We start from the raw sequence: 14702 nt of genomic DNA on the forward strand, positions 1-14702 counted from the left end.
GTCGGGGCGTGAGCAGAGCTGCGAAGAACGTCCGGCTGTCCGTCGGTGACGCCGAGTTGACCGTTGACCCCGTCCATGGCTGCCGGATCAGCAGCCTGCGGATCGGTGGCACCGAACTGCTGCGCCAGGGGGAGCGGTACGGCTGCTTCCCGATGGTGCCGTGGTGCGGACGTACCGGGGACGGGGAGTTCCGCAACGGTGACGCGGTCCACCGGCTGCCGCTGAACGCCCCGCCGCACGCCATCCACGGCACCGGCCGCGACGCGGCCTGGCACACCGCCCGGGAGGACGGGGCGGAGGCGGCCTTCTACTACGACCTCGCCGAGCCGTGGCCGTACCAGGGCCGGGTGACGCAGAGCTTCGAGCTGGCCGAGGACTCCCTCACGCTGCGCCTGTCCGTCGAGACCTACGGGGACTCCTTCCCGGCGCAGGCCGGCTGGCACCCCTGGTTCCGCCGCGACCTGGAGGGCCAGGACGTCCGGCTCTCCTTCGACGCCGCCTGGCAGGAGGAGCGCGGCGAGAACCATCTGCCGACCGGCCGCCGGATCGATCCCCTGCCCGGACCGTGGGACGACTGCTTCGGGATGCCCGACGGTGTCGATGTGAAGCTCACCTGGCCGGAGCGGCTCGAACTGACCGTGCGGAGCCGGGACGAGTGGGTGGTGATCTACGACGAGCAGGACGAGACGGTGTGCGTGGAGCCGCAGTCGGGTCCGCCGAACGGTCTGAACACCACCCCGCGCCTGGTCACCCCGATCGACCCGCTGGAGATCGCGACAACGTGGAGCTGGGTGCGGCTCTGAGCCGTACGCCGGGGTGGGCCGCAGCGCTTACCCTCGTTGACATGACTGACGTACGCGCTGAGCTGCTCCAGCAGATCAAGGACAAGGCCGTGGTGCACGGCAAGGTGACCCTCTCCTCGGGGCTGGAAGCCGACTGGTACATCGACCTGCGCCGGATCACGCTGGACGGCACGGCCGCGCCGATGGCCGGGCAGGTCATGCTCGACGCCACCGCCGACCTGGACTACGACTGCGTCGGCGGCCTGACGCTGGGCGCCGACCCGGTGGCCACGTCGATGCTGCACGCCTCCGCGGCGCGCGGCAGGAGCCTGGACGCGTTCGTCGTCCGCAAGGCGCAGAAGGCCCACGGCATGCAGCGCCGGATCGAGGGCACCGATGTGAAGGGCCGCCGCTGCCTCGTCGTCGAGGACACCTCGACCACCGGTGGCTCGCCGCTGACGGCCGTCGAGGCGGTGCGCGAGGCCGGCGGTGAGGTCGTCGGTGTCGCCGTGATCGTGGAGCGGGGTGCCGCCCAGGCCATCGCCGAGGCCGGCCTGCCCTATGTCCAGGTCTACTCGGTGGCCGACCTCGATCTGGGCTGATACGGGTCTGACCTGGGGTTTTTCTACGGGGTGGGCGGTTTCACGTGAAACCGCCCACCCCGTACCCGTACCCGTGGGGGTCCTCCGGGTGGAGCCGGAGGAAGAGTCTGGGAAGATGGGGGCGACGATGACGTCGCCCCCAGGTCAGGGACCAGCACTGCACACCCGCACATCCCAAGGAGCGGTCAGATGCCCATCGCAACCCCCGAGGTCTACGCCGAGATGCTCGACCGGGCGAAGGCAGGCAAGTTCGCCTACCCGGCCATCAATGTGACCTCGACCCAGACCCTGCACGCTGCACTGCGCGGCTTCGCGGAGGCGGAGAGCGACGGCATCGTCCAGATCTCCACCGGTGGGGCGGAGTTCCTGGGCGGCCAGTACAACAAGGACATGGTGACGGGCGCCGTAGCCCTGGCCGAGTTCGCGCACATCGTCGCCGCCAAGTACGGCATCACGGTCGCGCTGCACACCGACCACTGCCCCAAGGACAAGCTGGACGGCTACGTCCGTCCGCTGCTCGACATCTCCGCGGAGCGTGTCGCCAAGGGTCTGAACCCGCTGTTCCAGTCGCACATGTGGGACGGCTCGGCCGAGACCCTCGCCGACAACCTGGCCATCGGTCAGGAGCTGCTCGCCAAGGCCGCCGCCGCCAAGATCATTCTTGAGGTCGAGATCACCCCGACCGGTGGCGAGGAGGACGGCGTCACGCACGAGATCAACGACGAGCTGTACACGACCGTCGACGACGCGCTGCGCACCGCCGAGGCGCTCGGCCTGGGCGAGAAGGGCCGCTACCTGCTGGCCGCCTCCTTCGGCAACGTCCACGGCGTCTACAAGCCGGGCAACGTCGTGCTCCGCCCCGAGCTGCTGAAGGACCTCCAGGAGGGTGTCGGCGCCAAGTACGGCAAGGCGTCCCCCTTCGACTTCGTCTTCCACGGCGGCTCCGGCTCCACCGAGCAGGAGATCGCCACCGCGCTGGAGAACGGCGTCGTGAAGATGAACCTCGACACCGACACCCAGTACGCCTTCACCCGGCCGATCGTGGACCACGTGTTCCGCAACTACGACGGCGTCCTGAAGGTCGACGGCGAGGTCGGCAACAAGAAGGTGTACGACCCGCGCAGCTGGGGCAAGTCCGCCGAGGGCGGCATGGCCAAGCGCGTCACCGAGGCCTGCGCGAACCTGCGCTCCACCGGTACGAAGCTGAAGTAGTCCGTACGGACACCCGTCGTGGGCCCGGTACCCCTTGGGGTGCCGGGCCCATGGCATGTCCGGGGCGGCATCAATGACGCAGGGAATTGAGGGATCCGTTGTGAGTACGCCGATTTCGTCCTACGACTTCGACACCGTCGTCGACCGCCGCGGCACCTGGTGCGTCCAGTGGGACGGGGTCGCCGACCGGTTCGGAGTGGACGGGCTGCTGCCGTTCACCATCTCGGACATGGACTTCGAGACGGCTCCCGCGGTGCTGGCCGCCCTGCGGGCCAGGCTCGATCACGGGGTGTTCGGCTACACCGACTGGGAGCAGGACGACTTCCTGTCGGCGATAGCCCACTGGTACGCGACCCGCTACGGCACCGCGATCGACACCGGGCAGCTGGTCTACGGCCCCTCGGTCCTCAGCCAGCTCTCGCAGCTGCTGCAGATGTGGACCGGCGAGGGCGACGGGGTCGTCGTCCACACCCCCACGTACGACGGTTTCCGCAAGGCCGTGACCGGGCTCGGGCGGGAGCTGCGGGGAGTGCCGGTGGGGGACGCGGAGGCGCTGGAGCGTGAGCTGGCCCGGGAGGACGCCAAGGTCCTCGTGCTGTGTTCGCCGCACAATCCGACCGGGCGGGTGTGGACGGAGGCCGAGCTGGAGGCGATGGCGGCGTCGGCCCGGCGGCACGGGGTGGCCGTGATCAGCGACGAGATACACGCGGACTTCGTGCACGACGGGTACCGGCACGTGCCGTGGACGCGGGTGGCGGGCGACGGGCGCTGGGCGCTCGTGACCTCCGCGTCGAAGGCCTTCAACTTCCCGGCGCTGACGGGCTCGTACGGGATCATCGCCGACCCGGCCGACCGGGCGGAGTTCCTGCGCCGGATGCGGACGGCGGAGGGTCTCGCCTCCCCCGCCGTACTGTCGCTGACCGCGCACATCGCGGCCTACCGCGACGGCGGGGAGTGGCTGGACGCGGTACGGGCGTATGTGGCCGGGAATCTGGCACTGGTCGCCGAACGGCTGAACACGGCCTTCCCCGAGCTGGGCTGGGAGCCGCCGCAGGCGGGCTATCTGGCCTGGATCGACCTGCGTCCGCTGGGGGTGTCCGAGGAGCCGTTGCAGCGGGCGCTGATCGAGCGCGAGAAGGTCGCGATCATGCCGGGCGGGGTGTACGGGGCACCAGGGTTCGTCCGGCTGAACGTGGGGTGCCCGCGGAGCAAGGTGGAAGCGGGGACGGCGGCGCTGGTGCGGGCGGTGAGGTCGCTGCGGTAGGGGGCGCGGGGGGCCCGGGCCCCCGTGAGGGCGCCCCCGGGCGCCCGGCGGGTGCCTCCGGCTCCGGTCGCCTTCCGATGGCCGGCGTGGCGTGGAGCGGGGATGCTGCTCCTATGTCCGCTGCCGATACGGGGAGCATCCGCGTCGCCTCGCCCGTCGGGCGCTGGGTCGTCCTGACCACCGTCCTCGGCTCCAGCATGGCGATGCTGGACTCCACGGTCATCAATGTCGCCCTGCCCCGTATCGGCGAGGACCTCGACACCGACCTGGCCGCGTTGCAGTGGACCGTCAACGCGTACATGCTCACCCTCGCCGGGCTGATCCTGCTCGGCGGGGCGCTCGGGGACCGGTACGGGCGGCGGCGGGTCTTCGTCGTCGGGGTCGTGTGGTTCGCGCTCGCCTCGCTGCTCTGCGGGCTCGCCCCGAACGCCGCGGTGCTGATCGCCGCACGGGCCCTCCAGGGGGTCGGCGGGGCGCTGCTCACCCCGGGGTCGCTGGCCCTCATCCAGGCGAGCTTCCACCCGGACGACCGGGCCCGCGCCGTCGGCCTGTGGTCGGGGTTCGGCGGGGTCGGGGCGGCCGTCGGGCCGTTCGTCGGGGGCTGGCTCGTCGACGGGCCCGGCTGGCGGTGGGTGTTCCTGCTCAATCTGCCGCTCGCCGCGATCTGCGTGCCCGTCGCGCTGCGCCATGTGCCGGAGTCCCGGGACCCGGCGGCGCACGGCCGGTTCGATGTGCTGGGGGCCGTCCTCGGGGCGCTCGCGCTGGCCGGGGTGACATACGCGCTGATCGAGGCGCCGGGGCGGGGCGCCTCGCCGCTCGTCATCGGGGCGGCCGTCGGCGGGGTGCTGCTGGGGGCGGCGTTCGTGCGCGTGGAGCGGCGGCGCCCGGATCCGATGCTGCCGCCGTCCATCTTCTCCTCCCGGCTGTTCACCGCGGTCAATGTCGTGACGTTCTGTGTGTACGCGGCTCTCGGCGGCTTCTTCTTCCTCACCGCGATCCAGCTCCAGGTGGTCGCCGGGTACTCGGCCCTGGGCGCGGGCACCGCGCTGCTGCCCACCACCGTGCTGATGCTGCTGTTCTCCGCGTCGGCGGGGGACCTGGGCCGGCGCATCGGACCGCGCATCCCGCTCACCGTCGGCCCGCTGCTGGCCGCCGCCGGGATGCTCCTGATGCTGCGGGTCGGCCCCGGCGCCTCCGTGGGCTCGTACCTGAGCGAGGTGCTGCCCGCCGTCCTGGTGCTCGGCCTGGGCATGGTCACCTTTGTCGCACCGCTCACCGCGACCGTCCTGGGCGCCGTGGACGTGGGGCGGGCGGGGCTGGCCAGCGGCATCAACAACGCGGCGGCCCGTGCCGCCGGGCTGATCGCCGTGGCGGCGCTGCCGCTGCTCGCGGGCATGGGACCGGAGGCGTACCGGGACGCGGACGAGTTCGCCGCGACCTTCCGGCGGGCCATGCCGATGTGCGCCGGGCTGCTGGTCGCCGGAGCGGCGGTCGCCTGGTGGACGGTGCGCACCGCGCCCGCCGGGGCGCGCGGGACCCGGCCGGAGTGCCAGGTGCACTGCGGGGTCGTCGCGCCGCCCCTGGAGCCGGAGCACGAGCCGCCCGCGCGTGCCGGAGCGTGAACCCGTACGCGGCCCCACCGGCCCGCCGGGCCAGGCACACTTGATCCCATGTCCATCCACGAGAACCTTCTCGGGGGCCCTGCCCCGACGCATCTGCCCGACGACCCCGAACCCCGTGAGCTGCTCGCGGGCGGCACGCCGCCCGCCGACGTCGCCGCGAAGTACCCCACCTCGTCGCTGGCCTGGGCACAGCTCGCCGACGAGGCCTTCGAGGGCGGCCGGGTCGTCGAGTCGTACGCGTACGCCCGTACCGGCTACCACCGAGGCCTCGACGCCCTGCGCCGCGCGGGCTGGAAGGGCCACGGCCCCGTCCCGTTCGAGCACGAGCCGAACCGCGGCTTCCTGCGTGCGCTGCACGCCCTCGCCCGTGCCGCCCAGGCGATCGGCGAGGAGGCGGAGTACGAGCGCTGCGCGACGTTCCTGCGGGACTCCTCGCCGACCGCCGCCGACATCCTGGGCTGAACCGCCCCACCCGTACGCACCACAGGTCACCGGGCCCCGCAGGCCGCATCCACCCGTCTGCGGGGCCCCGCACCGTCCAGGGGCGTCCGGGGCGGTGCCCGTGTCCGGGGCGCGGCCGCCCCACGGACACGCGGCGCGGTCCCGGTTTAGGATGCCGACAGGGGACCGGAGCTCCACCACCTCACGGAAGGGGCGGACCGCTACCCGGAAGCTCGTGTCGAGGAGACAGAAATGTCGACGAACCACCCCGACCCCGAAGCCACCGGTGCGCAGACCCCGCACCTCGACTTCGCGGGAACGACTCCGTACGAGGACTATGTCCAGGCGGATGTCCTGACCCATCTCCAGCACCTGCGCTCCGACGATCCCGGGGAAATGGTCTTCCTGGTCACCACCCAGGTCATGGAGCTGTGGTTCACGGTCATCGTCCATGAGTGGGAGACCGCGGCACACGCCCTGCGCGAGGACCGCATACCCGTCGCCCGGGAAGCCCTGAAGCGCTCGCTGCGCGAACTGGAGGCGCTCAACGCCTCCTGGACCCCGCTGGCCGCGCTCACCCCGGGCCAGTTCAACTCCTACCGCGGCGCGCTCGGCGAGGGCTCCGGCTTCCAGTCGGCGATGTACCGGCGGATGGAGTTCCTGCTCGGCGACAAGTCCGCGTCCATGCTCGTGCCGCACCGGGGCGCGCCCCGTGTCCACGCCGAGCTGGAGAAGGCGCTGGGCGAGCCCAGCCTGTACGACGAGGTCCTCGCCCTGCTCGCCCGGCGCGGCCACGCCGTGCCGCAGGCGGTGCTCCGCCGCGACCTCACGCAGAAGTACGACCCGTCCCCCGAGGTCGAGGCCGTGTGGACGGAGATCTACGCCGACCCGGAGCGGTACGACGAGCTGGTGCGGCTCGGTGAGCTGCTGACCGACGTCGGCGAACTGGTCTGGCGATGGCGCAACGACCATCTCGTCGCGACCCGGCGGGCGATGGGCTCCAAGACCGGCACCGGCGGCTCCGCCGGGGTGGCCTGGCTGGAGAAGCGCGCCACGAAGAACGTGTTCCCCGAGCTGTGGACGGCGCGCAGCCATGTCTGAGACCGCCGACAGCCTCGCCGAACGGGCCGCCGCGCTCGACGCCGCCGATGAACTCGCGCCCCGGCGCAAGCTGTTCGTCCTCGACGACACCGTCTACCTCGACGGCAACTCGCTGGGCGCGCTGCCGGCCCACGTACCCGCCCGGATGCAGGAGGTCCTCACCCGTGAGTGGGGCCGGCTGCGCATCCGGTCCTGGGACGAGAGCGGCTGGTGGACCGCGCCCGAGCGGATCGGCGACCGGATCGCGCCGCTCGTCGGGGCGGCCGCCGGGCAGATCGTCGTGGGCGACTCGACGAGCGTGAACGTCTTCAAGGCCGTCGTCGCCGCGAGCCGTCTCGCGGCGGACGGACGCGAGGAGATCCTCGTTGACGCGACGACGTTTCCCACGGACGGGTACATCGCCGAGTCCGCCGCCCGGATGACCGGTCACCGGATCGTCCCCGTCGCGCCCGCCGAGGTGGGGGCCGCGCTCGGCCCCCGTACCGCCGTGGTCCTGCTCAACCACGTCGACTACCGCACCGGAAGGCTCCACGACCTCCCCGGGCTGACCGCCGCGGTGCACGCGGCGGGCGGTCTGGTGGTCTGGGACCTGTGCCACAGCGCGGGCGCGCTGCCGGTCGGCCTGGACGAGCACGGCGTGGACCTGGCCATCGGGTGCACGTACAAGTACCTGAACGGCGGCCCCGGTTCACCCGCCTATCTGTACGTCGCCGAGCGCCACCAGGCCGCCTTCGACTCGCCCCTGCCGGGGTGGACGTCGCATGCCGACCCGTTCGCGATGACCCCCGGGTACGCTGCGGCGGACGGTGCCGTACGGGGCCGGGTCGGGACGCCGGACATCCTCTCCATGCTGGCGCTGGAGGCCTCGCTGGACGTGTGGGACGGGGTCTCCGTGGAGTCCGTGCGGGCCAAGTCCCTCGCGCTGACGGACTTCTTCCTGGAGTGCGTCGCCGCGTACGTTCCGGACGGCCGGGTCGCCCCGGTCACCCCGGCCGCGCACGCGGAGCGCGGCAGCCAGGTCTCGCTGCGCTGCGCGGACGCGGAGCCGGTGATGCGGGCGCTCATCGGGCGCGGTGTCGTCGGGGACCTGCGGCGGCCGGACGTGCTGCGGTTCGGCTTCACTCCGCTGTACGTGGGGTTCGCCGATGCGGAACGGGCGGCGCGCGTCCTGGCCGAGGTGCTGGCCGAGGTGCCGGCCGAGGTGCCGAGCGGGAAGTGACCGGACGGGGGCGGTCCGGACGGCACGCGTCCGACTGGTACCGTCCCCGCAGGTCACGCCAGTTGGGCACATGACCCCGGCACGGTCCGGCCACCGTGCGTGGGTGCACACTGGCATCGGGACCACGCACGGGACCACGCACGGGCACACGCACTGGTTCGGTCACACGCACAGTCACACGCACTGGCTCGGGCACACGCACCGGCACAGGCATTGGCACAGGACGGTTGGAGCAGCATGTCGGATTCTGCCGCGCGTGATCGTGACGCCGCCGAGACCGAGTCGGCGTTCGCGCATCCGGTGGTCGCCCCCGATCGGTCCGCCTCCTACGGCAGCCATCCCGACCAGGTGATCGACTTCTACGGTCCGCGCGACGGGCGGACCGGGGCGCCGCTCGTCGTCCTGTTCCACGGCGGGGCCTGGCGGGCCCCCTACGACCGGGCCCATGTGTCGCCGCTCGCGGACTTCCTGGCCCGGCGCGGCTTCGCCGTCGCCAGCGTGGAGTACCGGTGCGGCCGCGAGATCCCGCAGCAGCGCGGCTCGGGGCCGGTCGCGGGCCGGTGGCCCGAGACCTTCGACGACGTCGCCGCCGCGATGGACGCCATGCCGGTGCTGGCCGCCCGGGAGCTTCCGCAGGCCGATGTGCGGCGGACCGTGGTGACCGGGCACTCGGCGGGCGGCCATCTGGCGCTGTGGGCAGCGGCCCGGCACGAACTGCCCGAGGGGTCGCCGTGGCGGCTGCCCGCCCCGCCGCCGCTGCGCGGGGTCGTCGCGCTGGCCCCGATCGCCGACTTCGCGACCGCCGTCGAGCTGGACATCTGCTCCGGGGCCGTCCGGCAACTCCTGGGCGCGGAGGAGGACTTCGCCGAGCGGAGCGCCTGCGCGGATCCGGCCGCGCTGCTGCCGACCGGCATCGCGACCGCCGTGGTGCAGGGCACCGACGACCTGACCGTGCCGCAGGCGGTGTCGGAGGCGTTCGTCGACGCGGCGGCGAAGGCGGGGGAGATGGTGGGGCTGACCCTGTTGGAGGGCGTCGGCCACTTCCCGCTGATCGATCCGTCGGCGGACGCGTGCGCGGTGGTGGCGGAGGAGCTGGCCCAGCTGGCGTGGTGAGCGCGGCCGGTTCGGGCTCCGGCACCCGGGTGGTACGCGGGGCGCCCGTGGGGTGTGCGGTGGTCGCGCGGGGCGCCCGTGGTGTGTGTGCGGTGGTACGCGGGGACTGCGGCGCGGGTCCTGACGCCGTCCCGTAGTACTTGAGGGGGACGGTCCAGGATCCGTATCGGTGCTGACGACCCGCGCCGCGCCGCCGCCTACCGTGGAGACGTGACCGAGACCCATACGAACACCAGAAGCCCGGAGCTGCGGGTGGCCTCAGGCGCGATCGCGGGCCTGCGGCAGGACCTCTTCCACGACGCGTTCGCCTACCGCCCGATGGGCCCGAGGAGGGGCGAGGGGCGGATCTTCCGGCTGGTGCCCGCGCGGCTGCGGCAGTACGCCGTCTGGACCCCGCACGGTGTGGTGCTGCTGGCGGCCGTGTTCACCGTGCTGCTGGGCCTCGACACCTGGGACCACCAGGTCGTCGTCGCCGCGCTGCCCGCGATTCCGGTCGCGCTGAGCCTGGTCAGGCCGGTCGCCGCGTTCTGGGTGTCGATGGTCTCCTCCCTGATCTCCGCCATGGGGAGCGGCGACGGGCTGTGGGGGCCCGCCAGCCTGTTCTCGCACCTGGTGGTGCTGGTGGTCGTGGCGGCCAGGACACGGCCGCGTACCGCCGCCTGGATGTGGGCGCTGACCCTGCTGTTCGGCATGCTGCTGCAGAGCGTCGGGCCCATGCGGGACTCCGACGGCGCCGGGCCGATGCTCGTGCTCTCCGCCCTGGCGCTGCTCGTGGTGAGCATGATCCAGGTACGGCGCGACGCCGAGCGCGAAGTGACCGTGCAGCGCACCGTCACCGCCGTCGAGCGCGACCGGCGCACGCTCCTGGAGGAGCGCACCACCATCGCCCGTGAGCTGCATGACGTCGTGGCCCACCACATGTCGGTCGTCGCGATCCAGGCGGAGGCCGCGCCCTACCGGGTGGAGAACCCGCCGCCCGAGCTGGAGCAGGCGTTCGTCACCATCCGGGAGAACGCCGTGGCCGCCCTCACCGAGCTGCGCCGGGTGCTCGGAGTGGTCCGCGCCGACGACTACGAGGCGCCGGACGCCCCGCAGCCCACCCTCGACGGGCTCGACGGCCTTCTCGCCAATGTGCGGGAGGCGGGTCTGGAGTCGGAGAAGACGATCACGGGCGCGGTGCGCGAACTGCCGCAGGGCGTCGAGCTGTCGGCGTACCGGATCATTCAGGAGGCCCTCAGCAACACCCTGCGGCACGCGCCGGGGGCGACGGCCCGGGTCGAGCTCGGCTATGTGCTCGGCGGTCTCGGACTGCGCGTCGTCAACGGGCCGCCGACCGGGCTGGTGAAGCCGTCGCCGGGGGCCGGGCACGGGATCACGGGGATGCGGGAGCGGGTCGCGATGCTGAACGGGGAGATGACCGCCGGGCCGACCGGGGACGGCGGATACGAGATCGCCGCGTTCATCCCCGTGCAGTCGGCGCACGACGACACCCACGAGGCCCATGACGCCCGCGCGGCACGGGACGCGAAGAGCGACCGGGGCACGCGGGACACGGACGGCACCGGGCAGGGCGAGGGCGCATGAACGACATCCGGGTGCTGATCGTCGACGACCAGATGATGGTGCGCGAGGGCTTCTCCGTGCTGCTCAACGCGATGCCGGGGATCGAGGTCGCGGGCGAGGCGGTCGACGGGCGGCAGGCCGTCTCGCAGGTCGCGGCCCTGCGCCCCGACGTGGTGCTGATGGACATCCGGATGCCCGTGATGAACGGCATCGAGGCGACCCGCGAGATCGTGGCGCAGGACGCGGACGCGAAGGTGCTGGTGCTCACGACGTTCGACCTCGACGAGTACGTGTACCAGGCACTGCGGGCCGGGGCCTCCGGCTTCCTGCTCAAGGACGCCTCCGCGCGGCAGCTGGCCGACGGCGTACGGGTGGTGGCGTCGGGGGAGGCGCTGCTCGCGCCGACGGTGACGCGGCGGCTGATCACCGAGTTCTCGAAGCTCGCCGAGACCCCCCGGCCGCCGGCCCTCGCCCGGGTCGGCGACCTCACGGAACGCGAGACGGAGGTGCTGGTGCTCATCGCGCAGGGCCTGTCGAACGCGGAGATCGCCTCGCATCTGGTGGTCGCCGAATCCACCATCAAGACGCATGTGAGCCGCATCCTGGTGAAGCTCGGGCTGCGCGACCGGACCCAGGCGGCGGTGTTCGCGTACGAGGCGCGGCTGGTCACGCCCGGATAGCGCGGGGACGGCGGTACCGGGGCGGTACCCGGGGCGGTCCCCTTGCGCCGGCGGCCGGTGCCGGTAGCGTCGGGTCATGCACGTGTCCTTCGATCCCTGGTCCCCGGCGTTCGTCGCCGACCCGTATCCCACCTACGCGGCCCTGCGCGCCGGTGGCCGGGCGCACTACTTCGAGCCGACCCGGCAGTGGCTGATCCCGCACTACGCCGATGTGTCGGGCCTGCTGCGCGACCGGCGGCTGGGCCGCACGTATCTGCACCGCTTCAGCCACGAGGAGTTCGGCCGCGCGGCGCCGCCCGCCGCGCACGAGCCGTTCACCGTCCTCAACGGGCAGGGCCTGCTCGATCTGGAGGCCCCGGACCACACCCGTATCCGGCGGCTGGTCTCCAAGGCGTTCACCCCGCGTACGGTCGAGCGGCTCGCCCCGACCGTACGGCGGCTGGCGGCCGAGCTGGTGGACGCGTTCGTCGCGGAGGGCGGCGGCGATCTCCTCGCGGCCGTCGCCGAGCCGCTGCCGGTCGCCGTCATCGCCGAGATGCTCGGCGTTCCGGAGTCCGACCGGGCGCTGCTGCGGCCCTGGTCGGCGGCGATCTGCGGGATGTACGAGCTGAACCCGTCCGAGGAGACCGCACGGGCCGCCGTCCGGGCCTCGGCCGACTTCTCCGCGTATCTGCGCGGGCTGATCGCCGAGCGGCGCGGGAAGCCCGGGGACGACCTGATCTCCGCGCTCATCGCCGCCCATGACGAGGGGGAGCGGCTCAGCGAGCAGGAGATGATCTCCACCTGTGTACTGCTGCTGAACGCGGGCCACGAGGCGACGGTCAACACCACCGTCAACGGCTGGCGCACCCTCTTCCGGCACCCGGACCAGCTGGAGGCGCTGCGCGCGGACCACGGGATGCTGCCGACGGCCGTGGAGGAACTGCTGCGGTACGACACCCCGTTGCAGCTGTTCGAGCGCTGGGTGCTGGACGACATCGAGATCGACGGCACGGTGATTCCGCGCGGCTCGGAGGTGGCGCTGCTGTTCGGCTCGGCCAACCGGGACCCGGAGCGGTTCGCCCGGCCGGACGAGCTGGATCTGTCCCGGCCGGACAACCCGCACATCAGCCTGGGCGCGGGCATCCACTACTGCCTCGGGGCGCCGCTGGCCCGCGTGGAACTCGCCGCGTCCTTCGGTGAGCTGCTGCGCAGGGCGCCGGAGATGCGGCTGGCGGCGGAGCCGGAGTGGAACCCCGGATTCGTCATCCGGGGGCTGAAGGAGCTGCGCGTGGAGCTGTGAGGGGCGCTGCCGGGATCAGCGGGCGCGCACCGGGACCAGCGGGGGTGGTCCCGGGATCAGCGGGGGTGGTCCCGGGATCAGCAGGGGTGGTCCCGGGATCAGCAGGGGCCCGGGGGACGCGCCGGGCGGTGTACCCGGTTCCGCTTCGCCCCGGGACTCTCCCGGGGCACAGGCGCGTCCGGCCGGGTGGGTCAGGCGAGCAGGGCGCGGTACCAGTCGGCGGAGGCGGCCAGCCCGGCGAGGGGGCCGGGGCCGGGATCCACTCCGGTGCGCTCCCAGATCGCGTCGGAGCGGTACCAGTGGTCCTGGGCGAGCAGATGGAACTGCCGCTCGCTCACGGCTCCCGGGTGGGCGGCGTGCTCCTCGACGCAGCGCTCCCAGGACAGGTCCTCGTCGGCGGGGGCGGGGACGACGCCGTGCCCGGCGAGGGCCGCGACCAGGTCGCCGATCCGTACCGGCCGGGGGTGCGCCGCGTGGAACACCGAGGGCCCCGGGGGCCCCGGTGCCAGTGCGACGGAGGTGATCAGCCGCGCCAGGTCCGGCGCGTCCACGACCGACAGCGACGCGGCGCCGCCGTCCCACCGGCCGGGCACCCGCTTCAGCAGGTCGGCCAGCGCGGGCACGACCCAGCGGTCTCCGGCCCCCAGGACCAGCCCGGCGCGGAGCACCACCGCTCCGGCCCGCAGCGCGTGCTGTTCGCCCGCGAGCCGGGTGGCGCTGGCGGCCGATACGGGAGCGGGCGTGAGTTCCGCGATGTCCTGGCCGGTGTGCGGCCCCCGGCCGTAGACGGCCGTGGTGGACAGCTGTACGACGCGTGGCGTCCCGGCCCGGACCGCTTCCGCCATCAGGGCGCCGGTGCCCGTCGCGTTCACCGCGCGGCAGCTCTCCTCGGTACCGGAGACCTTGGACGCGAGGTGGATCAGTACGTCGGCGTCCTCGCAGATCCCGTGCAGCGAGCCGGTGTCGGTGAGTTCGGCCGGAACCCACTCCACGCCGGGCGGGCCGTCGGGGGCGGGCCGCCGGCCGGCGAGGCGGACGGTCACCCCGTCGCGGGCGGCCAGTGCCCTGACGACGTGTGTGCCGACGAACCCCGTGCCACCGGTGACGACGATCCGGGTGCTGTTCATCCCGCACTCATGACGGGCTCGCCGTTCAGGTCGAGTGCGGCGAGCATGTCCGGTGTGGCGATGCCGGGCAGCAGGAAGCGCCACAGGGTCATGATGCGCGGGGTCAGGTCCGAGCGGCCCGTCGTTATCTCCGACATCAGCTGCGTCCCGGTGTACGCGCCGACCAGGGTGAGCGAGAAGCTCTCCTCGTCGACCTCCGGCCGGAGTTCGCCCGCCTCGCGGGCCACGACCAGCTCCTTGTGGAAGAGCGCCGCCCACCAGGCGTAGATCGAGTCGTCGTTCCGGGCCGGCCCTCCGGGGTCCACGGCGAGCCGTACTCCGGCGCGCAGCAGGACATTGTGCTGCATCTCCACGGCCAGCATGAGGGTGATGTTCACCAGCTGTTGCAACCCGCGTGGTTCCGGCGGGAGTACGAGGTCGGCCGCCTGCTCCAGCATGACGGCGTGGGCCAGTTCCTCCTTCGACTTGAAGTGGAAGTACATGGCCCCCTGCGTCATGCCCGCACGGGCGAGGATCTTGTTGGTGCCCGCTCCGTAGTACCCGCTTTCGTCGAAACACTCGGCTGCGGCCTTGAGGAGAGCCCTCCGCGTGCGGATGGCTCGTTCCTGCGGTTGTTTGGACTTCATCTGGATGACCCATGCTTTCTCGACAAACAAACAGACCTCCCTCTATGTTAAATGAAATGATGATCGCC

The 14702-nt window shown here is 72.6% G+C and carries 14 protein-coding genes; 12 read left to right on the forward strand and 2 right to left on the reverse strand.

All coding sequences use genetic code 11. From position 1 onward, the window contains the following. The first annotated feature begins 8 nt into the window (after window positions 1–8). From OHA98_RS02280 to OHA98_RS02335, 12 genes are all read left to right on the forward strand, one after another. Entirely contained in the window at window positions 9–803 is a 795-nt protein-coding gene (locus tag OHA98_RS02280; protein ID WP_266922412.1) for an aldose 1-epimerase, read from the forward strand. 41 nt (window positions 804–844) lie between these two features. Then, window positions 845–1384: an orotate phosphoribosyltransferase gene (gene pyrE, locus OHA98_RS02285; protein ID WP_266922413.1), complete on the forward strand. Its 540-nt coding sequence runs from the start codon at window positions 845–847 to the stop codon at window positions 1382–1384. Between the two features lie 189 nt (window positions 1385–1573). Next, window positions 1574–2596 carry a class II fructose-bisphosphate aldolase gene (gene fbaA / locus OHA98_RS02290; RefSeq protein ID WP_266922414.1) on the forward strand — a complete coding sequence of 341 codons (1023 nt, stop codon included), beginning with the start codon at window positions 1574–1576 and terminating at the stop codon, window positions 2594–2596. Between the two features lie 73 nt (window positions 2597–2669). Further along, window positions 2670–3860 carry a MalY/PatB family protein gene (locus OHA98_RS02295; protein WP_266922415.1) on the forward strand — a complete coding sequence of 397 codons (1191 nt, stop codon included), beginning with the start codon at window positions 2670–2672 and terminating at the stop codon, window positions 3858–3860. Window positions 3861–3973: 113 nt separating this feature from the next. Next, complete coding sequence (locus OHA98_RS02300) at window positions 3974–5482, forward strand: DHA2 family efflux MFS transporter permease subunit (RefSeq protein ID WP_266922416.1); 1509 nt, start codon at window positions 3974–3976, stop codon at window positions 5480–5482. Window positions 5483–5530: 48 nt separating this feature from the next. Then, the gene (locus tag OHA98_RS02305; RefSeq protein WP_266922417.1) at window positions 5531–5944 is read left to right on the forward strand and encodes a DUF3151 domain-containing protein; all 414 of its coding nucleotides are present in this window, start codon (window positions 5531–5533) and stop codon (window positions 5942–5944) included. Window positions 5945–6175: 231 nt separating this feature from the next. After that, window positions 6176–7024 (forward strand): tryptophan 2,3-dioxygenase family protein, encoded by an 849-nt coding sequence (locus tag OHA98_RS02310; protein ID WP_266922418.1) that lies wholly within the window; start codon window positions 6176–6178, stop codon window positions 7022–7024. Then, window positions 7017–8243, forward strand: a complete 1227-nt coding sequence (gene kynU, locus OHA98_RS02315) for a kynureninase (RefSeq protein WP_266922419.1) — start codon at window positions 7017–7019, stop codon at window positions 8241–8243. Before OHA98_RS02310 ends, kynU begins: the two co-directional genes overlap by 8 nt. 237 nt (window positions 8244–8480) lie before the next feature. Further along, a complete protein-coding gene (locus OHA98_RS02320) occupies window positions 8481–9356 on the forward strand; it encodes a S9 family peptidase (RefSeq protein ID WP_266922420.1) in 876 nt (291 codons plus the stop codon). 210 nt (window positions 9357–9566) lie between these two features. Further along, the gene (locus OHA98_RS02325) at window positions 9567–10940 is read left to right on the forward strand and encodes a sensor histidine kinase (RefSeq protein ID WP_266922421.1); all 1374 of its coding nucleotides are present in this window, start codon (window positions 9567–9569) and stop codon (window positions 10938–10940) included. Further along, entirely contained in the window at window positions 10937–11599 is a 663-nt protein-coding gene (locus tag OHA98_RS02330; RefSeq protein WP_266922422.1) for a response regulator transcription factor, read from the forward strand. The genes OHA98_RS02325 and OHA98_RS02330 overlap by 4 nt, the downstream gene beginning before the upstream one ends. 76 nt (window positions 11600–11675) lie before the next feature. Then, window positions 11676–12881 (forward strand): cytochrome P450, encoded by a 1206-nt coding sequence (locus OHA98_RS02335; protein WP_266922423.1) that lies wholly within the window; start codon window positions 11676–11678, stop codon window positions 12879–12881. Window positions 12882–13072: 191 nt separating this feature from the next. Here the strand turns inward: OHA98_RS02335 and OHA98_RS02340 are convergent, their stop codons facing one another. Then, complete coding sequence (locus tag OHA98_RS02340; protein ID WP_266922424.1) at window positions 13073–14008, reverse strand: NAD(P)-dependent oxidoreductase; 936 nt, start codon at window positions 14006–14008, stop codon at window positions 13073–13075. Further along, window positions 14005–14664 (reverse strand): ScbR family autoregulator-binding transcription factor, encoded by a 660-nt coding sequence (locus tag OHA98_RS02345; protein WP_266922425.1) that lies wholly within the window; start codon window positions 14662–14664, stop codon window positions 14005–14007. Before OHA98_RS02345 ends, OHA98_RS02340 begins: the two co-directional genes overlap by 4 nt. Window positions 14665–14702: the final 38 nt, after the last annotated feature.

It is taken from the genome of Streptomyces sp. NBC_00654, from assembly GCF_026341775.1.
Lineage (GTDB): Bacteria > Actinomycetota > Actinomycetes > Streptomycetales > Streptomycetaceae > Streptomyces.